The 25,377-nt window shown below is 58.6% G+C and carries 25 protein-coding genes; 17 read left to right on the forward strand and 8 right to left on the reverse strand.

Annotated elements, in window-relative coordinates:
- Window positions 1-4: 4 nt before the first annotated feature.
- The 14 genes from paaC (at window position 5) to FY206_RS11785 (ending at window position 14,476) form a co-directional block, all read left to right on the forward strand.
- On the forward strand, window positions 5-751 hold the full coding sequence (paaC, locus tag FY206_RS11720; RefSeq protein ID WP_032640404.1) for a 1,2-phenylacetyl-CoA epoxidase subunit PaaC: 747 nt from the start codon (window positions 5-7) through the stop codon (window positions 749-751).
- A gap of 11 nt (window positions 752-762) precedes the next feature.
- Window positions 763-1,260 (forward strand): 1,2-phenylacetyl-CoA epoxidase subunit PaaD, encoded by a 498-nt coding sequence (gene paaD / locus FY206_RS11725; protein WP_032640401.1) that lies wholly within the window; start codon window positions 763-765, stop codon window positions 1,258-1,260.
- A gap of 7 nt (window positions 1,261-1,267) precedes the next feature.
- Entirely contained in the window at window positions 1,268-2,338 is a 1,071-nt protein-coding gene (gene paaE / locus FY206_RS11730) for a 1,2-phenylacetyl-CoA epoxidase subunit PaaE (protein ID WP_032640399.1), read from the forward strand.
- Window positions 2,335-3,102, forward strand: coding sequence for a 2,3-dehydroadipyl-CoA hydratase PaaF (gene paaF / locus FY206_RS11735; RefSeq protein WP_032640397.1), 768 nt, complete (start codon window positions 2,335-2,337; stop codon window positions 3,100-3,102). The genes paaE and paaF overlap by 4 nt, the downstream gene beginning before the upstream one ends.
- Window positions 3,102-3,890, forward strand: a complete 789-nt coding sequence (gene paaG, locus FY206_RS11740) for a 2-(1,2-epoxy-1,2-dihydrophenyl)acetyl-CoA isomerase PaaG (protein ID WP_032640395.1) — start codon at window positions 3,102-3,104, stop codon at window positions 3,888-3,890. Before paaF ends, paaG begins: the two co-directional genes overlap by 1 nt.
- 1 nt (window position 3,891) lies before the next feature.
- Window positions 3,892-5,316 carry a 3-hydroxyacyl-CoA dehydrogenase PaaH gene (gene paaH, locus FY206_RS11745; RefSeq protein ID WP_032640393.1) on the forward strand — a complete coding sequence of 475 codons (1,425 nt, stop codon included), beginning with the start codon at window positions 3,892-3,894 and terminating at the stop codon, window positions 5,314-5,316.
- Window positions 5,306-5,728, forward strand: a complete 423-nt coding sequence (gene paaI, locus FY206_RS11750) for a hydroxyphenylacetyl-CoA thioesterase PaaI (protein ID WP_032640391.1) — start codon at window positions 5,306-5,308, stop codon at window positions 5,726-5,728. The genes paaH and paaI overlap by 11 nt, the downstream gene beginning before the upstream one ends.
- On the forward strand, window positions 5,728-6,933 hold the full coding sequence (gene pcaF, locus FY206_RS11755) for a 3-oxoadipyl-CoA thiolase (RefSeq protein ID WP_032640389.1): 1,206 nt from the start codon (window positions 5,728-5,730) through the stop codon (window positions 6,931-6,933). The genes paaI and pcaF overlap by 1 nt, the downstream gene beginning before the upstream one ends.
- Before the next feature lie 27 nt (window positions 6,934-6,960).
- On the forward strand, window positions 6,961-8,277 hold the full coding sequence (paaK, locus tag FY206_RS11760) for a phenylacetate--CoA ligase PaaK (RefSeq protein ID WP_032640387.1): 1,317 nt from the start codon (window positions 6,961-6,963) through the stop codon (window positions 8,275-8,277).
- A gap of 538 nt (window positions 8,278-8,815) precedes the next feature.
- Window positions 8,816-9,751, forward strand: coding sequence for a phenylacetic acid degradation operon negative regulatory protein PaaX (paaX, locus tag FY206_RS11765; protein WP_032640385.1), 936 nt, complete (start codon window positions 8,816-8,818; stop codon window positions 9,749-9,751).
- A 9-nt stretch (window positions 9,752-9,760) separates the two neighbouring features.
- A complete protein-coding gene (gene paaY / locus FY206_RS11770) occupies window positions 9,761-10,357 on the forward strand; it encodes a phenylacetic acid degradation protein PaaY (RefSeq protein WP_032640383.1) in 597 nt (198 codons plus the stop codon).
- A 336-nt stretch (window positions 10,358-10,693) separates the two neighbouring features.
- A complete protein-coding gene (locus FY206_RS11775) occupies window positions 10,694-12,346 on the forward strand; it encodes a hypothetical protein (protein ID WP_045890296.1) in 1,653 nt (550 codons plus the stop codon).
- Window positions 12,346-13,836, forward strand: coding sequence for a hypothetical protein (locus FY206_RS11780; RefSeq protein ID WP_032640379.1), 1,491 nt, complete (start codon window positions 12,346-12,348; stop codon window positions 13,834-13,836). The genes FY206_RS11775 and FY206_RS11780 overlap by 1 nt, the downstream gene beginning before the upstream one ends.
- 91 nt (window positions 13,837-13,927) lie before the next feature.
- Entirely contained in the window at window positions 13,928-14,476 is a 549-nt protein-coding gene (locus FY206_RS11785; RefSeq protein ID WP_100249866.1) for a hypothetical protein, read from the forward strand.
- Window positions 14,477-14,522: 46 nt separating this feature from the next.
- Here FY206_RS11785 and FY206_RS11790 read toward each other — a convergent pair whose 3' ends face one another.
- Both FY206_RS11790 and FY206_RS11795 read right to left on the reverse strand, forming a co-directional pair.
- A complete protein-coding gene (locus FY206_RS11790) occupies window positions 14,523-15,092 on the reverse strand; it encodes a hypothetical protein (RefSeq protein WP_032640377.1) in 570 nt (189 codons plus the stop codon).
- 95 nt (window positions 15,093-15,187) lie between these two features.
- Window positions 15,188-15,625 (reverse strand): VOC family protein, encoded by a 438-nt coding sequence (locus FY206_RS11795; RefSeq protein WP_032640375.1) that lies wholly within the window; start codon window positions 15,623-15,625, stop codon window positions 15,188-15,190.
- A 263-nt stretch (window positions 15,626-15,888) separates the two neighbouring features.
- Between FY206_RS11795 and FY206_RS11800 the strand changes: the two genes are divergently transcribed.
- Entirely contained in the window at window positions 15,889-16,365 is a 477-nt protein-coding gene (locus FY206_RS11800) for a WbuC family cupin fold metalloprotein (protein WP_032640373.1), read from the forward strand.
- Here the strand turns inward: FY206_RS11800 and FY206_RS11805 are convergent.
- From FY206_RS11805 to FY206_RS11830, 6 genes are all read right to left on the reverse strand, one after another.
- Complete coding sequence (locus tag FY206_RS11805; RefSeq protein ID WP_032640371.1) at window positions 16,355-16,960, reverse strand: NAD(P)H-dependent oxidoreductase; 606 nt, start codon at window positions 16,958-16,960, stop codon at window positions 16,355-16,357. The genes FY206_RS11800 and FY206_RS11805 overlap by 11 nt on opposite strands.
- 73 nt (window positions 16,961-17,033) lie before the next feature.
- Complete coding sequence (locus tag FY206_RS11810; protein WP_032640370.1) at window positions 17,034-17,627, reverse strand: TetR/AcrR family transcriptional regulator; 594 nt, start codon at window positions 17,625-17,627, stop codon at window positions 17,034-17,036.
- Between the two features lie 34 nt (window positions 17,628-17,661).
- Window positions 17,662-20,751: an efflux RND transporter permease subunit gene (locus tag FY206_RS11815; RefSeq protein WP_077064340.1), complete on the reverse strand. Its 3,090-nt coding sequence runs from the start codon at window positions 20,749-20,751 to the stop codon at window positions 17,662-17,664.
- Complete coding sequence (locus FY206_RS11820; protein ID WP_032640366.1) at window positions 20,748-21,857, reverse strand: efflux RND transporter periplasmic adaptor subunit; 1,110 nt, start codon at window positions 21,855-21,857, stop codon at window positions 20,748-20,750. Before FY206_RS11820 ends, FY206_RS11815 begins: the two co-directional genes overlap by 4 nt.
- A 74-nt stretch (window positions 21,858-21,931) precedes the next feature.
- Entirely contained in the window at window positions 21,932-22,546 is a 615-nt protein-coding gene (locus FY206_RS11825) for a TetR/AcrR family transcriptional regulator (RefSeq protein ID WP_032640364.1), read from the reverse strand.
- Window positions 22,547-22,669: 123 nt separating this feature from the next.
- Window positions 22,670-23,581 carry a LysR family transcriptional regulator gene (locus FY206_RS11830; protein ID WP_032640362.1) on the reverse strand — a complete coding sequence of 304 codons (912 nt, stop codon included), beginning with the start codon at window positions 23,579-23,581 and terminating at the stop codon, window positions 22,670-22,672.
- A gap of 99 nt (window positions 23,582-23,680) precedes the next feature.
- Here FY206_RS11830 and FY206_RS11835 point away from each other — a divergent pair, with 99 nt between their 5' ends.
- Window positions 23,681-24,784 (forward strand): alkene reductase, encoded by a 1,104-nt coding sequence (locus tag FY206_RS11835; protein WP_032640360.1) that lies wholly within the window; start codon window positions 23,681-23,683, stop codon window positions 24,782-24,784.
- A 21-nt stretch (window positions 24,785-24,805) separates the two neighbouring features.
- Entirely contained in the window at window positions 24,806-25,345 is a 540-nt protein-coding gene (locus FY206_RS11840; RefSeq protein WP_032642580.1) for an ester cyclase, read from the forward strand.
- Window positions 25,346-25,377 lie beyond the last annotated feature (32 nt).

Genomic DNA, 25,377 nt, shown 5'->3' on the forward strand with positions numbered 1-25,377 from the left:
AAGAATGAATTCAGTGACTGCCTATGCCCTGCGTCTGGGCGACAACGGTCTGGTGCTCTCCCAGCGTCTCGGCGCCTGGTGCGGCCACGCGCCGGAGCTGGAAATCGACCTCGCGCTCGCCAACATCGGTCTCGACCTGCTGGGCCAGGCTCGCAATTTCCTGACCTATGCCGCGGAGCGGGAAGGCCAGGGCGATGAAGATACGCTGGCCTTTGGCCGCGACGAGCGCCAGTTCCGCAACGTCCTGCTGGTGGAGCAGCCGAACGGCAGCTTCGCCGACACGATTGCCCGCCAGTACCTGATGGATGCCTGGAACGTGGCGCTGTACGAACGCCTGACCCAAAGTCGCGACGCCCAGCTTGCCGCCATCGCCGCGAAGGCGATTAAAGAGGTGCGCTACCACCTGCGCTTCAGCCGCGGCTGGCTGGTGCGCCTGGGCGACGGCACCGAGACGTCCGCGCAAAAGATGCAGCAGGCCATCGACAGCCTGTGGCGCTTTACGGCCGAGCTGTTTGAGGCCGATGACGTCGAGCTGGCGCTGGTGGATTCCGGCGTGGCGGTTGACCCGCGCGTCCTGCGCCAGCCGTGGGAAAGCGAAGTGTATGCCGGTCTGAATGAAGCCTGCCTGCAGGTGCCCGCAGAGGTGGCGTACCGCACCGGGGGCAAGCGGGGGCTGCATACCGAACATCTGGGCCCGATGCTGGCGGAAATGCAGTATCTCCAGCGCGCGTATCCCGGTCAGCAGTGGTAAAGGAGAACGCTATGCAACGCCTCGTCGACATCGCGCCCGCGCAAATCCCGCAGATCTGGGCGCTGCTGAGCCAGATCCCGGACCCGGAAGTGCCGGTGCTCACCATCACCGACTTAGGCATGGTGCGCAGCGTGAAGGCCCAGGGGGAAGGCTGGGTCATCGGCTTTACGCCAACCTATTCGGGCTGCCCGGCAACCGAACACCTGCTGGGGGCGATCCGCGAGGCGATGACCGCGCACGGCTTTACCCCGGTGCACATCGTGCTCCAGCTTGAGCCCGCCTGGACCACCGACTGGATGACCGCCGACGCGCGCGAGCGCCTGCGGGCGTACGGCATCAGCCCGCCCGTGGGGCATAGCTGCCACGCGCACGCGCCTTTGGAGGTGAGCTGCCCGCGCTGCGCCAGCACCGACACCGCGCTTATCAGTGAATTTGGCTCGACGGCCTGCAAAGCGCTCTACCGCTGCAATACCTGCCGCGAGCCCTTCGACTATTTCAAATGCATTTGAGGCTGCCATGACAACGTTTCATTCATTAACAGTGGCCAAAGTGGAACCAGAAACCCGCGACGCGGTGACCATCACCTTTGCGGTGCCGCAGGCGCTGCAGGACGCCTACCGCTTCCGTCCCGGCCAGCACCTGACGTTAAAAACGAAGCTGGGTGAAGACGAGCTGCGCCGCTGCTACTCCATCTGCCGCAGCGCCGCGCCGGGCGAGATCAGCGTGGCGGTCAAAGCCATCGAAGGCGGGCGCTTCTCCCGCTATGCCCGGGATGAGATCAAAGCGGGCATGGCGCTGGAGGTGATGGTTCCGCAGGGGCAGTTTGGCTACCAGCCCCAGGCCGAACGCGAAGGCCACTACCTGGCGATTGCGGCAGGCTCCGGGATCACCCCGATGCTGGCGATTATCTCCGCGACGCTTGCGACCGAACCCAACAGCCATTTCACCCTGATCTACGGCAACCGCAGCAGCCAGAGCATGATGTTCCGCCAGGCGCTGGCGGACCTGAAGGACAAATACCCGCAGCGGCTGCAGCTGGTCTCCATCTTCAGCCAGGAGCGGCTGGACAGCGATCTGCTCTTTGGCCGCATCGACGGGGAAAAGCTGCAGGCGCTGGCGAAAACCCTGATCGACTTCCGCCAGTACGACGAGGCCTTTATCTGCGGCCCGTCGGCGATGATGGACGACGCCGAAGCCACGCTGAAGGCGCTGGGGATGCCCGAAAAAGCCATCCATCTTGAGCGCTTCAACACCGCCGGCATCACCGTTAAGCGCGCAGTGCACGTGCAGGCACAAGGACAGAAGGTGACCGTGCGTCAGGACGGGCGCGACCGTGAAATCACCCTCACGGCGGACGACGAAAGCATCCTCGACGCCGCGCTTCGCCAGGGGGCGGATCTGCCGTATGCCTGCAAGGGCGGCGTGTGCGCCACCTGTAAATGCAAAGTGCTGCGCGGGAAGGTGGACATGGCGACCAACTACAGCCTGGAGCCGGACGAGCTGGCCGCCGGGTACGTGCTGAGCTGCCAGTCGCTGCCGCTCACCGCCGACGTGATCGTCGACTTTGACGCGAAGGGGATGGCATGAGCGAACTGATTGTTACCCGTCATGGCCGCGTGCTGCAGCTGACGCTCAACCGCCCGGCGGCGCGCAACGCCCTCAACAACGCGCTGTTGACCCAGCTTGCGGAACAGCTTGAGGCCGCAGCCGTGGATGCCGATATCGCCGTCTGCGTGATTTACGGCAGCGAGCGCTGCTTTGCCGCCGGGGCCGATCTCAACGAAATGGCGGAGAAAGACCTGCCCGCCACCCTGAACGATATCCGCCCGCAGCTGTGGGCGCGCATTAACGCGTTCAACAAACCGCTGATCGCCGCCGTTAACGGCTTCGCGCTCGGCGCGGGATGTGAGCTGGCGCTGCTGTGCGACGTGGTCATTGCCGGGGATAACGCCCGCTTTGGCCTACCGGAAATCACGCTCGGCATTATGCCCGGCGCGGGCGGCACCCAGCGTCTTATCCGCTGCGTCGGTAAATCCCTTGCCAGCAGGATGGTGCTGACCGGAGAGAGCATTACCGCGCAGCAGGCGCTGGGCGCCGGGCTGGTGAGCGATGTTTTCCCGCCAGCGCTGACGCTGGAGTATGCCCTGAAGCAGGCGCAACTCATGGCACGCCACTCGCCGCTGGCTTTACTGGCGGCGAAGCAGGCGCTGCGCCAGTCTCAGGAGGTGCCGCTCCAGGCCGGTCTGGCCCAGGAGCGCCAGCTGTTTACGCTGCTTTCCGCCACCGAAGACCGCCGGGAGGGCATCGACGCCTTCTTGCAAAAACGCACCCCCGACTTTAAAGGACGCTAATTGTGGAACTCATTCTCAGCCATGTAGAACAGGGCGTAATGACCATTACGCTGAACCGTCCGGAGCGTCTGAACAGCTTTAACGACGTGATGCACCAGCAGCTTAGCGAGTGCCTGAAGCAGGCCGAACGCGATGACGCTATCCGCTGCCTGCTTATCACCGGCGCAGGGCGCGGTTTTTGTGCCGGTCAGGATCTAAACGACCGCAACGTCGACCCCAACGGCCCGGCGCCGGATCTGGGGATGTCCGTGGAGACCTTTTACAACCCGCTGGTGCGCCGCCTGGCAAAGCTGCCGAAGCCGGTTATCTGCGCGGTCAACGGCGTGGCGGCGGGCGCGGGCGCCACGCTGGCGCTCGGCTGCGACATGGTGATTGCCGCGCGTTCCGCCAGCTTTGTGATGGCCTTCAGCAAGCTTGGCCTGGTCCCGGACTGCGGCGGCACCTGGCTGCTGCCGCGCGTGGCCGGACGCGCCCGCGCCATGGGGCTGGCGCTGCTCGGGGACAAGCTCAGCGCCGAGCAGGCGCAGGCGTGGGGCATGATCTGGCAGGTGGTCGATGACGACCTGCTCTCCACCACCGCGCAGCAGATGGCGCTGCACTTTGCCTCTCAGCCGACCTTCGGGCTGGGGCTGATCAAGCAGGCCATTAACGCCGCGGAAACCAACACCCTGGACGCCCAGCTCGATCTGGAGCGTGACTATCAGCGTCTGGCCGGGCGCAGCGATGATTACCGCGAGGGCGTCAGCGCCTTCCTGGCGAAGCGCGCGCCGCACTTTACGGGGAAATAAGATGCTGAACATACGCACGGTCGCCGTGATCGGCAGCGGCACGATGGGGGCAGGCATTGCCGAAGTTGCCGCCAGCCACGGTCATCAGGTTCTGATTTACGACATCGCCGGCGATGCGGTTTCACGCGCCATCGACGGGATCCGCCAGCGGCTGGCCTCCCGGGTGACGCGCGGGAAGCTCTCCGCCGATGCCGGGAGCCAGATCCTCGCCCGGCTGGTTCCGGTTACGGATATCGGGGCGCTCGCCGGGGCCGATCTGGTCATCGAAGCGGCCTCCGAGCGGCTGGAGGTCAAAAAGGCGCTGTTTGCGCAGCTGGCTGAGATCTGCCCGCCGCAGACGGTGCTGACCAGCAACACGTCGTCCATCTCCGTCACCGCGATTGCGGCAGACGTTAACCATCCGGAGCGCGTGGCGGGGCTGCATTTCTTTAACCCGGCCCCGGTGATGAAGCTGGTGGAGGTGGTCAGCGGGCTGGCGACCTCTCCGGAGGTGGCCGACGCGCTGTGCGAGCTGGCGCTGAACTGGGGCAAGCAGCCCGTTCGCTGCCAGTCAACGCCGGGGTTTATCGTCAACCGCGTCGCCCGCCCGTTCTATTCCGAAGCCTGGCGCGCGCTGGAAGAGCAGGTTGCGCCGCCGGAGGTGATTGACGCCGCCCTGCGCGAAGGCGGCGGCTTCCCGATGGGGCCGCTGGAGCTGACCGACATGATTGGTCAGGACGTGAATTTCGCGGTGACCTGCTCGGTCTTTAACGCCTTCTGGCAGGAACGCCGGTTTTTACCTTCGCTGGTGCAGCAGGAGCTGGTGCTGGCAGGACGGCTGGGCAAAAAGAGCGGGAAGGGCGTCTACGACTGGCAGGGGGACAAACCTGACGTGCAGTGGGCTGAGTCGGTGAACGACAGCTATAGCCCGATGCGCGTGGAAAAAAGACGTGACGGTGTCACGGAAATTGATGACGTGTATCTGGTTGAAACGCAGGGTGAAACCGCTCAGGCGCTGGCGCTGCGGTTCAACGGGCCGGTGGTGGTGGTGGACCGCATCGAGCGCGACGTGGCGGTAGTTGCCGCGGCCGCCAGCAACCCGCATACCGCGACGCAAAAGGCCATCCGCTACCTGCAGCAGCAGGGTCACCGGGTGGTGCAAATTGCCGATTATCCCGGCCTGCTGGTCTGGCGCACGCTGGCGATGATTGCTAACGAAGCGCTGGATGCCCTGCAAAAGGGGGTCGCCAGCGAGAAGGACATCGATACCGCCATGCGTCTGGGCGTCAACTACCCGAGCGGCCCGATCGCCTGGGGCGAGCGTCTGGGCTGGCAGCGCCTGCTGACCCTGCTGGAGAACCTGCAGCGTCATTACGGCGAAGAGCGCTATCGCCCCTGTTCACAGCTGCGCCAGCGCGCGCTTCTGGAGAGTAGCTATGAGTCATAACGCCTGGCACAACGCCCGCATCATGTACGAACGGGACGCCTGCGCGCAGGCGATGGGAATGGACATTGTCGAGATGGACGACGGCTACGCGGTGGTGACCATGACCATCACCCCGCAGATGCTGAACGGCCACAAAACCTGCCACGGCGGCCAGCTGTTTTCGCTGGCGGACACCGCGTTTGCCTATGCCTGCAACAGCCAGGGGCTGGCGGCGGTAGCCTCCGGCTGCTCGATTGATTTTCTGCGTCCGGGCTTTGCCGGGGACACGCTCACCGCCACCGCGCGGGTGAAGCATCAGGGCAGGCTGACCGGCGTATACGATATTGAAATTCAGAATCAACAACAGAAAACCGTTGCCCTTTTTCGCGGTAAATCTCACCGCATCGGCGGCAGCGTGACAGGAGAGGCCTGATGCGTGACGCATTTATTTGTGATGGCGTGCGAACGCCCGTGGGGCGCTACGGCGGCGCGCTTTCCGCCGTGCGAACGGACGATCTCGGCGCCGTGCCGCTGCGCGCGCTGCTGGCCCGCTACCCGCAGCTTGACCCGGAGCGGATTGACGACGTGATATTCGGCTGCGCCAACCAGGCGGGGGAAGATAACCGCAACGTGGCGCGCATGTCGTCCCTGCTGGCCGGTCTGCCGCAGACGGTGTCCGGGACCACCATTAACCGCCTGTGCGGCTCGGGCCTGGACGCGATTGGCTTTGCCGCGCGCGCCATTAAGGCGGGCGATGGCGACCTGCTGATTGCGGGCGGCGTGGAGTCGATGTCCCGCGCGCCGTTCGTGATGGGCAAAGCCACCGCCGCGTTTCAGCGTCAGGCAGACGTCTTTGATACCACCATCGGCTGGCGATTTGTGAATCCGCTCATGCATCAGCAATTCGGAACTGACAGTATGCCGGAAACGGCAGAGAATGTAGCTGAATTGTTAAATATCAGCCGTGCCGATCAGGACGCGTTCGCGCTGCGCAGCCAGCAGCGCACCGCGCAGGCGCAGCAGAACGGCATTCTGGCGCAGGAGATCGTGCCGGTGCAGATCCCGGGCAAAAAAGGGGCGGTCACGGAATTCAGCGTGGATGAACATCCGCGCGCGGACACCACGCTCGAACAGCTTGCCGGGCTGAAAACGCCGTTTCGCAAGAACGGGGTGGTGACGGCGGGAAATGCCTCCGGCGTCAACGACGGCGCGGCGGCGTTAATCATCGCCAGCGAGCAGATGGCGCTGGCGCAGGGGGTAGTGCCGCGCACGAGGATCGTGGCGATGGCGACGGCGGGCGTGGAGCCACGCCTGATGGGGCTAGGGCCGGTGCCTGCCACCCGCAGGGTGCTCGAGCGCGCAGGACTCAGCATAAACGATATGGACGTCATTGAGCTTAACGAAGCTTTCGCCGCGCAGGCGCTGGGCGTGCTGCGTCAGCTGGGCCTGCCGGACGACGCCGCGCACGTTAACCCCAACGGCGGCGCGATTGCGCTGGGCCATCCGCTGGGCATGAGCGGCGCCAGGCTGGCGCTGGCCGCGAGTAACGAACTGCACCGACGCGGCGGGCGCTACGCGCTGTGTACGATGTGCATCGGTGTGGGTCAGGGCATTGCCATGATCCTTGAGCGTGTTTGAGCATAAAAACAATGTGAGTACCCTACAATGACAAATACAACAAAGCTTGATCCGATTGAAACGGCCTCCCTTGACGAATTGCAGGCGCTGCAGACCGCGCGTCTGAAGTGGACGCTGCAACACGCCTACAGCAACGTGCCGATGTACAAACGCAAGTTTGACGCCGCGGGCGTTCACCCTGACGACTTCAACGAGCTGGCGGACATCCGTAAGTTCCCGTGCACCACCAAGCAGGATCTGCGGGATAACTATCCGTTCGATACCTTTGCCGTGCCGATGGAGCAGGTGGTGCGCATTCACGCGTCCTCCGGCACCACCGGCAAACCGACCGTTGTCGGCTATACGCAGGGGGACATCGACAACTGGGCCAACCTGGTGGCCCGCTCCCTGCGCGCGGCGGGCGGCAGCGCGAAGGACAAAATTCACGTGGCGTATGGCTACGGCCTGTTTACCGGCGGGCTGGGAGCACATTACGGCGCCGAGCGCTTAGGCGCGACGGTGATCCCGATGTCCGGCGGCCAGACGGAGAAACAGGCGCAGCTGATCCGCGATTTCCAGCCGGATATGATCATGGTGACGCCCTCCTACTGCCTCAACCTGATTGAGGAGCTGGAGCGTCAGATGGGCGGCGATGCCAGCACCTGCTCCCTGCGCGTGGGCGTATTCGGCGCCGAGCCGTGGACGCAGGCCATGCGCCGCGAAATTGAAAAGCGCCTGGGCATTACGGCGCTGGACATTTATGGCCTCTCCGAGGTGATGGGGCCGGGCGTGGCGATGGAGTGCATTGAAACCGCGGACGGCCCGACCATCTGGGAAGATCACTTCTACCCGGAGATCGTCAACCCGAACGACGGCACGCCGCTGAACGACGGCGAGCAGGGCGAACTGCTCTTCACCACGCTGACCAAAGAGGCGCTGCCGGTGATCCGCTACCGCACCCGCGACCTGACGCGCCTCCTGCCCGGCACCGCCCGCACCATGCGCCGCATGGACCGCATCAGCGGCCGCAGCGACGATATGCTGATCATCCGAGGCGTTAACGTCTTCCCGTCGCAGCTGGAAGAGGAGATTGTGAAGTTTGAACACCTTTCTCCGCACTACCAGCTGGAGGTGAACCGCCGCGGACATCTTGATTCGCTTTCCGTGAAGGTGGAGCTGAAAGAGAGCAGCTTAACGCTGACCCACGAGCAGCGTTGCCAGGTGTGCCACCAGTTGCGCCACCGCATTAAGTCGATGGTCGGGATTTCCACCGACGTGATGATTGTCAACTGCGGCAGCATCCCGCGCTCGGAGGGCAAGGCCTGCCGGGTGTTTGATTTGCGTAAAGCGGCGGCTAACGGTTGAGTTTCCCTCACCCAGCCATCTCCTTAAGGGCTGAGGGTTCCCCACAAAATAATGCCTGCACGGACGACCCCCTCTCCCTTGAGGGAGAGGGCTGGGGTGAGGGGGAACATACGGCTGTGGAGGTCATTCCGTTCACTTCATGTTCCTCGCTACTCTGTGACAACATGACCGGTGAACGTGCCAGGGTGGCTCAATCGCCACCACCCTGGCGACCGGGGCTCCCGGCGGTAAATCGCCGCTTCGCGGTGCCTTCGGCTAATTCCTTCCGGCTTATCGGGGACGGGCGGAGGTAACGTCCCTGTAAAGCCCGCCCTCTCGGCGCATCCATGCGCCTCGCCCCGGCCAGCAGGAAACGCTTCGGCGATTTACAGCCGGACCAGGTGATTGCTGTAAGGCATTCATAATCCTGATGCTAGATACGTCGCTTCAGGTAAAAAAATGACTGGGGATTCCCCAGCTTTAAGGGAGAGGGTTAGGGGGAGGGGGAAACCCCAGAATCCTATGCTATGATTCATCCAGACCAAAAAAAAACAACAGAATGAATCACATGAACAAACTCGATGCCTTTATTCAGCACGCGGTCAGCTCGGTTCCCGTTAGCGGTACGTCGCTTATCTCCTCGCTGTACGGTGACGCGCTTTCCCATCGCGGCGGTGAGATTTGGCTCGGCAGCCTCGCAGCCCTGCTGGAAGGCATGGGGTTTGGCGAGCGCTTCGTGCGCACCGCGCTGTTTCGCCTCAACAAAGAGGGCTGGCTGGACGTCTCGCGCATCGGGCGCCGCAGCTTTTACCGCCTGAGCGACAAAGGGCTGCGCCTGACGCGTCGCGCGGAGAATAAGATCTACCGCGCCGAGCTGCCCGCCTGGGACGGCAAATGGCTGCTGCTGCTCTCCGAGGGGCTGGACAAAACCACCCTTGCCGACGTTAAAAAGCAGCTGATCTGGCAGGGGTTTGGCACGCTGGCACCGAGCCTGATGGCTTCGCCGTCGCAGCATCTGGCCGACGTACAATCGCTACTGCATGATGCGGGCGTGGCGGAGAACGTGATTTTTTTTGAAGCCCACTCGCCGCTGGCGCTCTCCCGCGCCGCGCTGCGCTCACGCGTAGAAGAGTGCTGGCAGCTGACCGAGCAAAACGCGATGTACGAGTCGTTTATCACCTCGTTCCGGCCGCTGCTGCCGCTGCTGAAAGAGGCCGCGCCGGAGGAGCTGACGCCGGAACGCTGTTTTCAGATCCAGCTCCTGCTGATTCATTTTTATCGTCGCGTGGTGCTGAAGGACCCGCTGCTGCCGGAAGAACTGCTGCCCGCGCACTGGGCGGGACAAAGCGCCCGGCAGCTCTGCATTAACATCTATCAGCGTGTCGCGCCGGGGGCGCTGGCGTTTGTCAGCGAGAAGGGCGAAACCTCCGTGGGCGAACTGCCCGTGCCCGGCACGCTCTACTATCAACGCTTTGGCGGTCTTACGAGCGCATAAGGAGGGAAGATGCCTGTTTATCAAATTGACGGCCTGACGCCGGTGGTGCCGGACGAGAGCTACGTTCACCCGACGGCGGTGCTGATTGGCGACGTGATTCTGGGCAAAGGCGTTTATGTCGGCCCTAACGCCAGCCTGCGCGGCGATTTTGGACGCATTGTGGTGAAAGACGGTGCCAACATTCAGGATAACTGCGTCATGCACGGCTTCCCGGAGCAGGATACGGTGGTGGAAGAGGACGGGCACATCGGCCACAGCGCCATTCTCCACGGCTGCATTATCCGCCGCAACGCGCTGGTGGGCATGAACGCGGTGGTGATGGACGGCGCGGTGATCGGTGAAAACAGCATCGTCGGCGCGGCGGCGTTCGTGAAGGCGAAAGCGGAGATGCCCGCCAACCATTTGATCATCGGCAGCCCGGCCAAAGCGATCCGCGAGCTGAGCGAGCAGGAGCTGGCCTGGAAGCAGCAGGGCACGCGCGAGTATCAGGTGCTGGTGGAGCGCTGCAAGCTGACGATGCATCAGGTCGAGCCGCTGCGCGAGGCTGAGCCTGACCGCAAGCGGCTGACGTTTGATGAGAATTTACGGCCGAAGTCGGCGGTGTAGGGGGGAAGATCCGCTTCGCGGTGAGTTCAAAGGGGCGGTGCAACGCTATCCTTAATCAAGGGGACGTAGCCATAAAAAGATGAACTCGGATTAACTACACTCCAGAGAAAATGGCGGGGGAAATGGCTGAAGCACTCAAACGGTAGAATAGCACCCTCTACCTTTGAGTATTTATTGAATGATCTCCTTGCCCGGATGGCATACTCCTCTTTATATTTTTACGCATATACCCATGCGCCAATGACAAAATGTGACACTCCGCTGGATATAATCACACTTTGCAAAGAGACTCGGTCGATTGTTTTCCGACCTGCTGCCGCGAACAAGGAGAAAGTTGTGAATAACGTTAATACCTTCCTTAAGGAAAATTTACCTTCAGTCAGTAAGAATATTTTTGTTGCGCCCGGCATTCCTGAAAAAAAACTAAATAACGTCGCTAAATCATTCAATGTTGCAGATAATTTGAATGCCGTGCTGGCGATTTATGATAATACGGTATTTGGTAGTGCAAAAGATGGCATCGTGTTTACCGGTGAAAAACTCGTTATAAAAGAAGCCTTTGAAAGTCCTTATGAGGTGTACTACAACAATATTGAAGCAGTAGAATATAAAGAAGACGTCACGGTAAATGACAAAGGCAAGGAAAAGCGAACGGAGTCTGTTTCCCTCAGACTAAAAAGCGGCGAGGTAAAACCCCTTAAAAGTTTGATGGAGTGCAACTATAAGACCCTCAGCGATATCCTTAAGCATGCCATCAGTGACTTTGATGAGTTCAAAGAAGAAGACCAGCTCATCACCCTGGCCGAAATGCCAGAAGCGCTCAAGGTGGCTTATGTCAAAATCATCGTCAACATGGCGTTCTCAGATGACGGTCAGGTTGATAAAAAAGAATTTGCTGAAATTCTCTTGTTGATGACCCGACTGGAGCTAACGACCGAATCTCGCTTTACGCTACGGAGCTATATCGGTGCAGAATCCAGTCTGGTACCGGTTGAAGAACTCATTGCGATCGTTGATCGTGAATGCGTACCAAGCCATAACAAGTCAATAAAAATCTCTCTTGCTAAAGACCTGATTAGCATTTTCATGAGCGTTAATGACGGTGAATATAAAAACTTTCCATTTCTTCAACAGGTGCAACCTTTACTGGGCGTAACTGACGACGAAATTGAACTCGCAGTGATGGTTATACAGCAAGACGTTAAGATGTTGCGCGAAGATTTCTCAGACGATGCGCTGAAACGCAGCATGAAAGAGCTGACGGCAAAAGCCGGGGCGGTGGGTGTGCCGCTTGCTGCCGTCTATCTCTCTGGCTCTGTCATTGGTATGTCCGCCGCGGGCATCACTTCAGGCCTCGCAACGCTTGGGCTCGGCGGCGTGCTGGGGTTTTCAAGTATGGCAACGGGTATTGGCGTTGCGGTGCTGTTGGGTGTGGGGGCCTATAAAGGGATTCGTCACCTTACCGGGGCCAACGAGCTGGATAAAACCAAGCGCCGGGAGCTTATGCTCAATGAAGTCATTAAGCAAACGCAGTCCACGCTGTCCGCGCTAATTAACGATCTGAATTATATCTCTGGAAAATTTAATGACGCCCTGGACGCGCATAATCGCCAGGGAGAAAAAATTCAAAAACTCCAGAAGATGATGAGCGCATTGACCGGTGCGGCGGATGAACTGAACAAGAAATCAAATAAAATGCAGAATAGTGCACTTAAACTTAAGTGTCCTGTCTATCTTGACGAGGCCAAACTTAGTTCGCTGACTCGAGAACCGATCAAAAAACAATTCTATGATATTGTGCTTTCATTCTATGAAGAATGTATTGTTGAAGAGCAACACGAGGGTAAGCGTGTTGAAGTGAAAAAACGCAAGATTAAAGAGGACGCATCCACTCAGCAATTAGAAAAACTTGCCGCCATCTTCGAAGGCATTGGCTATTTCAGAGCAGGGGACGTAATCAAAGGTAAGCTGACCGGACTGTTCTCATAATGAAAAAAACGGATACTCAGGTATCGGCCTTGCTGGTGCAGAAGCACCAGCTTGATCAAAGCGAGAGTCAACTGGCTGACCTTGATGCCGCTCTGGAAGCGCTTAACGCTTTGCAAACTGATGCCGATGCAGCCTTAGATGAAATGATTCTGGCCATGGATGATGTACTGGAACACGCAGGTATCACCTTTGATGCGCATTCTAATCCAGCGCTTTCCAGCGAATTTAACGATTACCTTGAATCCGATTTGACCCCGTCATCGTCCAGTATCCGTAAACTGTCGATGATAGAAACCATCGCGTTTTCTCACGATACGGACTGGGAAACCTATTCCCAGTCCGTCACGCACTATGCCCATCAGCACAATATTGACGTCATGGTCGATCCGTTTAGCTCTCTGATGTCCACAAGCCAGAGAATTGCTCTGGAAAAACGCATTCAGGATGACTTTACCTTAAAGACCGCTCGCTGCGACAAATATGATTACACGATCGCTGGCACCTGCGGCGTTATTGGCGGGCTTATCGATATTTTTCTGGTAGGCATGCCCGGTGAAGGAAAGCTGACACAGTTTGCAGATAATGCGGTGGACGGCGCCGTTGAGAAATTCGCCTCAGCCTTTGGATGGAAAGGCGGTTCGGAAGGGAGCGATCCAACAAAAAGCGCTATTGGTTTTCTGGAGAGAAAATTTAAGGTCAACTATGACCATCGGCATGGCGGAGATGTTGACGGTCTGTTCAGGATGAACACGAAGAATCACCATATCAAAAGTCTCGCTCACTCCCCGGACCTGGTCGGATTATTTTTCTCGATTCTTGACCAATTTACCAGCACTGCACATTTTGTGTCAGACGGAAAACTGATCGCCGTAGATACCGAAACGTTTGAGCTCAAAGGGAATAATTTTGTCTCTAAGGTGTTCAGCGGTTTCGTCAACTGGATTGGCCACCTTTTCTCTGATATGGCGGGTTCCTCCGGTGCTGCAGGGAGAGGCTCTGGCATTCCTATCCCTTTCTTTTCGTTACTTCAGTTTATTAACGTGGGTGAATTTGGCCAGCATCGCCAGTCTTTTGCGACTGTCGCTGTACAGGTTTTTGAGAAAGGATATGACTTACGGCATGGATTAGCGATGGCGATCCCCGTCCTGACTACCGAGCTGCTTGTGCGGATAACCTGGACAGTAAAGCAACGTTGCTACCACAAGAAGGCATGGGGGGAGTGTATTCCTTCCGCAACTAACCCCGAGCTACGACGAATGTTGCTGGTGGCGCATGGAACCTTGTGCTTGATGGATGCAGGAGATGCGGCGCTGCGTTCAGGAGGAGAAATGATTCAGTTCCTCCTGAGAACGAACCTCATAGGCTGGGTGAGGTTTGGAACGCTTGCGGTTAAAGAACTCCACGTCTGGTATAAGGCTGGCGGAATTGATGTGAGTGCCGTAGATGAATATCTGGATCAGGACCTGCGACGAATGCTAAAAGCGGGTTAAGGCTATGACCGCATGGTACCCGTAAAGTATGCTAAAATTTGCACTGTAATAAGCTGCCATCATTTCAATACGTTTGCCAAAGTGAGTGAAGATGGGTAATACGCTACATAAGCAGGCAGATCGGAAAACATACCCCGCATGGCTTTGGTGCGGAAGTTTATATCTGATCGCACTCCCGTGCTCTGCAGATGAAATTAATCTTTACTCACTAAACACGGGCTCATACGTTTATCATCTCACTCACAACCACGGCCAATACACGGAGAACTTTGAGAATAAATTTATATCCGTGGAGAGGAAGTTCTCCGATGATTCGCAATATAGTTTTGTATTAGGCACCATGAAAAATAGCTTTAATGACAGATGCCTGGCGGCCGGCGTAAGAAGGGATTGGGCGGGGTGGGATAACGGTTGGGTTTTTAAAGGCATATATGGATATGTGGGTGAGTTTTTCTTCGATACTTTTGACGATTGCGGTGACCATGGCTCATACCATGACTTTAAAAAAGTCACGGGCATTGGGTTCTCCCCTTACATCTATCACGGCTTTCAATATAATTTCACGTCCTATTTTGGGATGGATGTCGGCCTGATAATACCCTCCGTATTTGTTATAACGGCACAATGGAGCTTTAGATAAATTCTCCCGGCTCTTTTTTACGCCACAAAACGGCGCTTACCTGACCTTAAATACAGGGCCCGGTGGCGCATCCGTACATCATGTACAGTGGGAATAATGGTACTAATGGGATCAGGGCGACGGTTCCCAGGGTACTCAGCGTTTGAGTCTTATCATTGATTGATACCACCACGGGCTGTTCTAACCTATAAGGCGCGGCCATTTCTGAGGCATCCGATGAAGACCAAAACCCTGCAGCCTTAAACAACACACCGAGGCGATCGTTATCAATCTGCAACGCCTGATACTCGTTGACCAGTTCGGTATGCTGCCGGGGATCCAGTTTGCGTTTATCAATCACAACAAGGTACTCCGCCGTGACTTCATGTTGTTCCACAACAAAATTAACCCGCACGCCGGAAGCCTGTTGATGAAAACGTTCATAAAATGTCTTATAACGCTGATACTCCTGGGGCACGCCGCTGCGGAAAAAACGGTAGCTGTGTTTAGCTGAGCTGGCAATAATGCCGGATTCAATAGGCTTAACGGCGATAATTGTTTCAGTGGGCGGCAAGTTTGGCGCACTTGTACACCCCGCGAGGATAATCATCCCCAGCAGCGCTAAATATTTCCTCATTTCTGTCATTCCTTGTTAACTCTTTGGGCTCTGACATCAGAACAATTGTTTAAAACGGGGCTTATCGGTGTTGAATCCTCGGTATCAAACCCGCGCTAGCCCCGAAGCCACGGCGTATTCGTTAATCCCGTCAGCAGCCCCTCCGGGCTGAGCAGGCGGGTGACGGTTTGCCCCCACGGTTCCGTACGGTTTGCCACCAGCAACCGATAGCCTTTTTCGCTCAGAATGCGGGTGGCCGAGCCCAGATCCTGAACCTCGTACTCAACCCATCCCTGCGGTATCGGGTGCTCTGCGGGCCAGCGTGCTTCTCCGAAGCAGGACATTGCCGCCTGCTCGAGAGGCCAGGCGGCGAAGTGCTTCACGCCTTTCAGCTGGCCCTCTTCAGCGAGCAGATAGTCGCTATTCCCCTCCATCGGCTTGAGCGGAAGGCCGAGTGTCTGGATATAAAACGCGGTGCTGGACGCGGTATCCCGCGAAACAGGACCGAAGCCGGCGACAAACAAGACATCAATTCCCGGTAGCGTCTGCGACATATCCCCTCCTGTATAACGTGAAATTACCCTGAATCTATCTTACGACCCGCTGAAATACGACTCTCAATTCTGGTATCTTTCGCCCGGCGGTGTACATTTGCATGGGCGCTAAATTTATGCGGCGAGATAATCTTCACTACGAGAAATAAAACATCGAGTGACGTAACCGCGCCATACAGGATTAGCTCATTGACCGTCCAGAATGGTATAACGTCCTGCGGCAATCGGGTTGCCGCCAACTGACCTCATTCATAAAGGTGTATATGAAACAAATTACGTTCAGTGACCTGCAGCAGCAAAGCGAGCAGGCCGCAAATTCTCCTCGCTTACGTGCGCATCGCAATTTACATCCTGAGCTGAGCGACCCGGTGCAGCGCCTGGCCATCGCGATGGAGCCCGGCACCTACGTTCGTCCCCATCGCCACCCGCACACGTTTGAACTGCTGACCGCGCTGAGCGGCCGCTTTCTGGTGCTGAATTTTGATGAGAGCGGTACCGTGACCCGGCGCGTGGTGCTGGGCGAAGAGTGCAAGGTGCTGGAGATGGATGCCGGAACCTGGCATGCCGTGCTGTCGCTGGATAAAGGCGGCGTCATTTTTGAGGTGAAACACGGCGGCTACCAGCCCGTGCCCGAGCAGGACACCGCCCCGTGGTCACCGGCTGAAAACGCGCCCGGCACCGCGGAGCTGATGCAATGGTACGCCCGGGCGCAAGTGGGTGACGGCGGTTTTACCCTGTAATTGTGCTCTCAAGCCCCTGCAGGAAATCCTCAACCTGGGCAGACGTCGTCGTGTCTGCCTGGAAAAGAATGTCGAGCTTAACGTTCTTCAACCCGCAGAAGCCAAATACCCCTTCAATAATCTGGGTCTGAATCGCCGTTGAATAGCCGTGTTTGTCGAATCCGCCGGTATCGGTTCCGGCGGTGGCAATCAGGCGGACGGGAACGTCGCGCAAATTGCCCACAATCCGGCCGTCGTCGGCCACCCTGTACGCCCAGTTCAGGGTTAATACGCGATCGAACCAGCCTTTCAGCAGCGCGGGTACCGACCACCAGTAAATGGGGAAGACAAACACCAGCATATCCGCCCGCTCGACGCGCTGCTGCTCGCGCAGAATATCGTCGGGAAGGGCGCTCGGATCGCCGTGATACAAATCAAGATCGGCGCGAGACATGGCCGGATTAAACCCTTCGGCATGCAGATCGGCCATCTCCACCTGCGTACCCTGTTCACGCAGCTTCCCGGCAATGCGGGCGGCCAGCGAATGGGACAACGAATTGTCGACAGGGTGAGCCGTCACGATCAGTGCGTTATTAATGGCATGTATAGCAGACATAGCGACCTCGAATGGGGGTGAATTGACGCCTATATTACTATTGGTAACTTAGGTGTCAATCCGCCCCCGACGATCATTTTGTGCTATTTACGTAGGTCTCCAGCACGCCGGTCATGGCGCCGCTGAGCGTATTTTCCGCCACGTTACGGGCGAGCACGCCGTTACCCGCGGCGGTGCTGAGCGCGTCCGCCGCGCCAATGATGGCCGTCAGCACCGCTTCTCCCTGTACGCCTTTCAGCACGACGAAGGGAGAAAGCGCGGTGCGCAGGCAGTCGGCACATTCGGCCACGCATGCCTCACGAAACGTCTGCAGCGCGCGGGAGCCGGACAGCGCCGCCGCAATGGGCCCGGTTTCCGGCCCGGCGGTAATGACGCAGTCGATATAGGCGGCGCTGAAAAAGCGAATCGTCTTCTCCAGCGTTTTGCCGTCGACCGCCAGCGTCTCGCGGAATTTCGCCAGCTGCCGATCGCTATAGTCCTGGTACAGCGCCATCAGTAACCCCTCACGATCGCCGAAGTGATCGTAGGGGATAGGCTTGGTCACGTTGGCCCGCTCGGCGAGATAGCCAAGCGTCAGCGCCTCGGTGCCTTGCTGGCGAACGATTCCGCGCGCCACCTCCAGCAGCTGCACGCGGCGGTCCTCTTTTCTTAAGCGCTTAACAACCATGCTTTCCTCGGTTCTGTTATTTACTGATAGTAGTTTACACGTTTTCTGCAGGACGCTGCACGCGCTGTTCCGCAGGGCGGATCCGGAACCAGATGGCATACATCGCGGGCAGGAAGACAAGCGTGACGATCGTCCCGCCCAGCGTTCCGCCGATCAGCGTGTAGGCCAGCGTGCCCCAGAATACCGAATGCGTTAGCGGAATGAACGCCAGCACCGCGGCCATGGCGGTCAGTAACACCGGGCGGGCGCGCTGGACCGTCGCTTCCACTACCGCCTGGAACGGGTCGAGACCGTCCTTCTGGTTATGATCGATTTGGCCGATCAGGATCAGCGTGTTGCGCATGAGAATGCCTGAAAGGGCAATCAAGCCAACCAGCGCGTTGATGCCAAACGGCTGATTGAAAATCAACAGCACGGGCACCACGCCTATCAGCCCCAAAGGGGCGGTTAAGAACACCATGACCATTGCCGAGATTGAGCGCACCTGCAGAATGATGATCAGCAGCGTCAGGGCAATCATGATCGGGAACAGCGGCAGCATTGCCTGCGTGGCCTTGCCCGATTCCTCAATCGAACCCGCCATGTCGATACGGTACCCGGCCGGGAGCGTATCAACTATCGGCTGAAGCGGCTTCATGATGGCGACCGACACGTCCGGTGGCTGAAGATTGTCGGCGATATCGCCCCGCACGGTAATGGTCGGGGTGCGATCGCGGCGGCGCAGGATCGGATCTTCCATACCGATTTCAATCTTGCCAATTTGCGACAGCGGTACGCGCTGTCCCGCACTGCCGACCAGGGTAAAGCCTTCGATTTTTGCCGGGTCAAGACGGATATCACCCGCCGCGCGCGCCATCACCTCCACCGAGCGAATATCTTCCCGCACGGCGGTGACGGGCACGCCTGACAGCAGGAACTGAAGCTGCTGGGCAACGGCGCTGGAGGTTAAGCCGGTCGCCTGCAGGCGGTTTTGATCGAGGGTGAAATGCAGGACGGGAACGCGTGACCCCCAGTCGGTGTTGACGGTTCGCATCATCGGGCTTGCCTGAAGCACGGCTCTCACCCGATCGGCGATGTTATGCACCTGTTCGACATCCGGACCCGTCACGCGCCAGGCAACCGGGAAGGGCGAGTAAGGGCCAAACACCAGCTGCGTCACCCGCACGCGCGCTTCGGGCGCAAGGCCGTTGGCAACGGCGCCTCTCAGCCGGCGCTTGAGCGCCTCGCGCGACGTCTCGCCGTCCGTCAGGATCACGATTTTCGCAAAAGACGGGTCGGGCAGCTCGGGCGCCATCGCCAGATAAAAGCGGGGCGAACCCTGGCCAACATAGGCCGTGACGATTTTGGCTTCAGGCTGCTGGCCCAGCCACGCCTCTATTTTTGCCGTGGCGGCGCTGGTTTGCTCAATCGAGGTGCCGTAGGGCATCTGTACCTCAACGAGCACTTCCGGGCGATCGGAGGTCGGGAAGAACTGTTTTTTGACCAGCCCCATGCCGAGCACGGCCAGAATGAAAATGGCGACAACCGCCCCGGCCACCCGCCATTTTCCGGCGATAGCGCGGCCAAGCAGCTGGCGAAAGCGGTTATAGCGAGGCGTGTTGTAGATGGCGGCATGACCGCCTTCTACCTTGGGGATCGCGGGCAGGATTTTCACCCCAAGATACGGCGTGAGCACCACCGCGACAAACCATGAGGCAATCAGGGCGAGACCGACAATCCAGAACATATTGCTGGTGTATTCCCCGGCGGTCGACTGGGCAAAACCATTCGGCATAAAGCCAATGGCCGTCACCAGCGTCCCGGCCAGCATCGGCGCGGCGGTATGGCTCCAGGCGAAGGCCGAGGCTTTGATTCTGTCGTAACCTTCCTCCATTTTAACCACCATCATTTCGATGGCGATGATGGCATCGTCAACCAGCAGGCCGAGGGCGAGGATCAGGGAGCCTAGCGTCACGCGGTCAAAGTTGATTCCCGCAGCTTCCATCACCACGAAGACGACCGCCAGCGTCAGCGGTACCGCCGCCGCGACGACCACCCCCACGCGCCAGCCCATGCTGAGAAAACAAACCACCATGACCACCAGCAGGGCGACGAAGAATTTGACCATAAATTCATCGACCGACGAGCGGATGTTCACGGACTGGTCGGTGACTTTGGTCAGAGTCATGCCAAGCGGCAGGCTATTATTAATTTTTGCCGCTTCCGCATCCAGCGCTTTCCCCAGCGCCAGGCCGTTCCAGCCTTCGCGCATCACGATGCCCAGCAGAAGGGCAGGTTCATGCTGGTTGCGTATCAGCATTGTCGGAGGATCTTCGTAGCCGCGCTCCACCGTTGCCACATCGGACAGCCTGACCGTTTTGCCCTGCGCGACAAAAGGCGTATCGCGGATTTTCTGCAGTTCATCGAACGCGCCGTCCATGCGGATAAAAATCTGTGCGCCACGCGTCTCAATGGAGCCCGCCGCGGTTAACGCGTTCTGGCTGTTGAGGGCGTTGAAAATATCCTGCGGCGAGAGTCCTATCGTCGCCAGACGGTCATGGGAGAATGAGATATAAATCCGCTCGGCCTGTTCGCCGATAATGTTCACTTTCTTAACGCCGGGGACGTGCAGAAGCTGCTGGCGCAGGCCTTCGGCGTCACGTACCAGCTGCCGCTGCGGTTCGCCTTTCGCTTTCAGGGCAAAGAGGGCAAAGGTGACATCCGAGAATTCGTCATTGATCATCGGGCCGATGACGCCCGTCGGAAGGCGTTGAGATTCATCGCCAAGCTTCTTACGCGCCTGATAGAACTCCTCCTGCACCTCTCCAGGCGGGGTCTTGTCCTGCAGTGACAGCGTGATAAACGCCATGCCGGGACGGGTATAGGTTTCGGTACGGTCATACCATTTAAGTTCCTGCAGGCGCTTTTCCAGCGGTTCGGCGACCTGATCCTGGATCTCCTGCGCGGTCGCACCCGGCCAGACGGCTATCACCGTCATCTGCTTCACCGTGAAGGGCGGATCTTCCGCGCGCCCGAGCCCGAAGAAGGCGTAGATTCCGGCGAGGGTCACCAGAACGATCAGAAACAGCGTGATGGAACGTTCGCGAACGGCCAGCGCCGACAGGTTGAAGCGGTTTCCGCTCATGGCGTGTTCTCCGTCATGGCGGCATTACGTTGTTCTGCAAGCCTGACGACTTCACCTTCGTGCAGCAGATGTGCGCCTAACGCCACAATCTTCTCCCCGGGCTTCACGCCGCCCGTGACCTGCACCGCGTCTTCCCCCACGCTCAGCACCGTGACGGGCGTCCATTCGACCTTCGCCGGGCGGGTGGAAATGCGCCAGACGCCGGGACCTTTTCCGGCATCATAAAGAGACGCCAGCGGGACCTGCATGATCTCGCCTTCCGCCTTATTGTCCTGAATATTCAGCGTGACGGTCGCCCCCAGCGGCGCGTTCGCCAGCAGGCCATCCAGCACGTAGCGGGCTTCATAGGTGCGTGTCGTGGCATCGGCCGAGTCAGAGAGCAGGCGCAGCGTTGCGGTAACCGGGTGTTTTTCATTGCCATAAAGCGTGGCCTGCGCTTCGCTGCCGACGGCAGGGCGCAGCGTTTCCGGAAGCTGCACGAGCGCTTCACGCTGTCCCGCTCGGGCGAGCCTGATGACCACCTGCCCGGCGCTGACGACCTGACCCGGCTCGGCGAGCGTCTCCATCACCACGCCGTCTGAATCCGCGAGCAGTACGGCATAGCCCGTGGCGTTTTGCGCCACGCTGGCCTGCGCCCTGGCGGCGCTGAGATCGGCCCTGGCCGTATCGGCCGCGGCTTTGATCTGGTCATACTCCGAGGCGGACACGGCGCCGGACGCCACAAGGCCGCGATAGCGCGCCTCATCGCTGGACACTTTTCTCGCCCTGGCCTGGGCCGCATCCACCGCGCGCTGCTGCGCCTGCGCCTGCAGTTTCAGGTCAACGGGATCCAGGCGCAGCAAGGGCTGACCCTGTTTGACGGTCTGCCCCGTCTCGACCAGTCGTTCAAGGATTTTACCCTGAACCCTGAAACCTAAATCGCTTTGCGTTCTGGCAACCACCACGCCCGTGAAGGCGCGGGCGGACGTGGTCGCCAGCTCGACGGAGGCGGAGCGGACGAGCGGTGGCTTTGTGCGCGGATCGACACTCGCGGAAATGTCGCCGCACGCCGCCAGGGCGAACGGCAGGAGACAAACGGCAACGCGGGCTGAAGTGAGCCTGAGCATGGGAAACCTTTTTGACGTAACAGGACGGTATCCGCATTCTCTGACTAGTGACCAAAAATGTCAATGGTCACAAATCAGGGGGCCAGGCTTCTTAAAATCAGTGAAGAGAGCAGCACCGCCGCAGCAGGGGCCATCTCGAGGTTGTACTGCAGCTGGTTGGGATTGATAAAAGGACACATCACCATGTGGATAGCCTGAGTGACCTCGTCCAGCGGGGTTTTTCGTTCAAACTCTCCGGCCTGTCTGCCTTCGATAATGATGCTCTCAATCAGCTTCATCAGGCTTTCCGCATAGCGTTCCGTCGACGGCCATTGCTCGCGTGCGGCGACGGCGGCAATGTCGTACAGCTTACGGTCGTGGAAAAACAGCTCGCTTCCCGCCTCGGTAAGCGCCTTGAAAAGACGGCGTAATTTTTCGCTTGCTGTCGGCGCACCCTCGATGGCGGACAGCACTGCAGACATAATCAACTCCAGGCGGTTAGCGCAAATCACCTCGCCGATGGCCTGTTTGGAATCGAAGAACTTATAGATGTAGGACTTTGAAAAACCGATGGATTTAGCCAGCTCGGCGACGGTGGTTTTTTCATAGCCGTAGTGACCGAAGTGCTCAAAAGCCGCTTCGACGATCTGCTCTCTGACAGAATGGTCAAGTGGACCACGTATTGATGGTGCGTTCATAGTTTTAGTCATTATGTAAGCTTAGCGTGACGGGTGGTGACGAGTGACCATTTCGTGCTTTGGTTATTTGTTTTATCGAGTGTCGTGAAGATGGAACAATCGGCCAGGTGGAGTAAGTGTATCACTGTTTTTCCGTTAATGTTTTTTAAGCCAGTCGAGAAAAAACTGGCTAAATGCCGTGACCTGTAGCGGCTGCAGCTTGCGCTGCGGATATACAAACTGCAGACCGACATCTTTGCGATCGTAGCGGCTAAAGCCGGTGAAGCTGTCGGCAAACAGCACCGTCAGCCTTCCGGCCTCAACGTCGTCTTTGACGTCCCACCACGATTTGCCCGCGATGCCAGCCCCGCCGAGCGCCCACTGACGAAGCAATGCCCCGTCGTCGCACGCCATGGCGGGTTCGACGCGAATAACGCTTTCCTCTCCCTCATGTTCAAAACGCCATTCATTCATCACTACCCCCTGCGATTCCAGCGCCAGGCAGCGGTGCCGGGCTAAATCGGCAAACGTGGCGGGGACGCCGTGCCCGTTAAGATACGCCCCGGAGGCGACCAGCACCCGATGGTTCGGGCGGATGTTCCGAACGACAAGGCTGCTGTCCGGCAGGTTGCCGAAACGCACGCTCATATCCAGCCGGTTAGCGACCAGATCCTCCACGTGTTCTCTTAGCGAAATGAAAAATTTAACCTCAGGATGGCGGCGGGAAAATTCGACGACGGCGGGGCTGAGATACTGTCTGCCAAAGTCCGAGGGCGCGGAAAGGCGAATGTTGCCGCTGAGCACGCCCTCTTTTTGCGTCAGCAGCGACTCGGCGTGATGCACCTCTTCCAGCACGCGCAGCGCGGCGTGGTAAAACTCTTCCCCGGCGCGGGTCAGGGTGAGGGATCGCGTTGAGCGGTGAAACAGGCGCGTCTGGTAACGCTCCTCAATCGCCTTTAGCCTGGCCGTCATGGTGGCAGGGGAAAGCGACAGGCGTCGTCCGGCGGCGGAAAGACCTCCGGCCTCGGCCACTTCGACCAGTAATGCCATGTCTTCGAGTTTACCCATTATTCATCTTTTCCGAAAAGTGCATCTACTTTTAGCGTAATTATCAAAAACGGACGCCGACTGTAAAGTGATTTCATCCAAACCATAAGGGATGAAAACATGAAACCTGCTTCACTCTTTGAACGCTACAGGCTGGGTTCGCTGGACCTGAAAAATCGTATCGTCATGGCGCCGATGACCCGCGCGCGCTCCCTTCAGCCGGGCAACATTCCCTCCGCGCTGATGGCGGAGTATTACCGGCAGCGGGCCAGCGCGGGGTTAATCATCACCGAAGCCACGCAGATCTCGCCTCAGGGGCAGGGGTACTCCTGGACGCCCGGCATCCATTCGCCGGAGCAGGTTTCAGGATGGCAGCTCACCACAGGCGCCGTGCATCAGGCGGGCGGCGTCATTTTTTCTCAGCTCTGGCACGTGGGGCGAATGTCGCACGCCAGCTTTCATCAGGACGGTCTGCCCGTCGCTCCGTCAGCGCTGGCCCCGGACGCGCAGGTGTGGGTGGTGAATGAACAGGGGGAAGGCCAGATGGTTGACTGCCCGCAGCCGAGAACGCTCTCGCGCAAGGATATCCACAGCATCATCGCAGACTATCGCCAGGCGGCACTCAATGCCGTTCAGGCCGGATTTGACGGCGTGGAGGTCCACGGCGGAAACGGCTATCTGATCGACCAGTTTCTGCGTCAAACCTCCAACAAACGCACGGACGAATACGGCGGCACGCTGGCTAACCGGATCCGCTTTGCGCAGGAAGTGTTAAGCGCGATTGCCGAGGCGATTGGCCACGAACGTACCGGCATCCGTCTTTCGCCGTTTATTACCCAGCGCGGGATGAACGACCCGCAGGTCTCTGAGGCCATACTCGCGCTTGCGGCCTGGTGCGAACAAAAGGGGATGGCGTTTATCCACCTTGCGGAAGCCGACTGGGACGACGCGCCGCAGATTCCTGAGCATTTCCGTCAATCGCTACGCGAGACGTTTAGCGGAACCCTTATCGTCGCGGGGAACTATAACCTTGAAAAAGCGGAAAAGATCCTTGCTGCCGGCTATGCCGATTTAATTGCCTTCGGACGGCCGTTTATTGCCAACCCGGATTTACCCCACCGGCTGGCGCACCAGCTGCCGCTGGCCCAGGTGCGCGACACCGCCACGCTGTTTGGCGGCAATGCCACGGGGTATACCGATTATCCCACCCTGCCGTTATCCTGATAAATGATTGAGAGAAAAATGATGAACTCTTCGACCTATTTTCGTTTTGCCTTAACGCCGCTTATTTTTATTGGTCTGTCGGCAACCGCTTATTCGGCGCAGGCGGCGTGGGTGAAACCGCAGCAGCTTATTGTCGATAAGACTCTGCCGCAGGCGCAATTAAAGGCGAATGAAGCCGTTGCCAGAGAGTATGCCTCGTTCTGGAATACGGGCAATGAAGCCCTGGCGCGTGATGCCCTGGCGGTAAATTTCGTGGATAAAACGCCTCCGGAAGGTCGTAAGCAAGGACCCGAAGGCGCTATTTTAGCCTCTCGGGCGTTTCGTGCCGCCGTGCCGGATTTACGCTGCAACGTTGAGCAGATGATTATTTCAGGCAATCGCGTGGTCTCCCATTTACATTTTCACGGCACCTTCACAGGAACATTTGGCAAGCTGAAAGGAAAGGGGCAGAAAATAGACTTTATCGCCACGGATATCTATGAAGTTAATGACGGTAAAATTGTGGCGAACTGGCATATTGAGGATAACCTGACGCTGATGAAACAACTCGGCGCGCTGTAAACTCATCACTCCGGGGCGCCCCGGAGCGATGC

It is taken from the genome of Enterobacter chengduensis, assembly GCF_001984825.2.
Lineage (GTDB): Bacteria > Pseudomonadota > Gammaproteobacteria > Enterobacterales > Enterobacteriaceae > Enterobacter > Enterobacter chengduensis.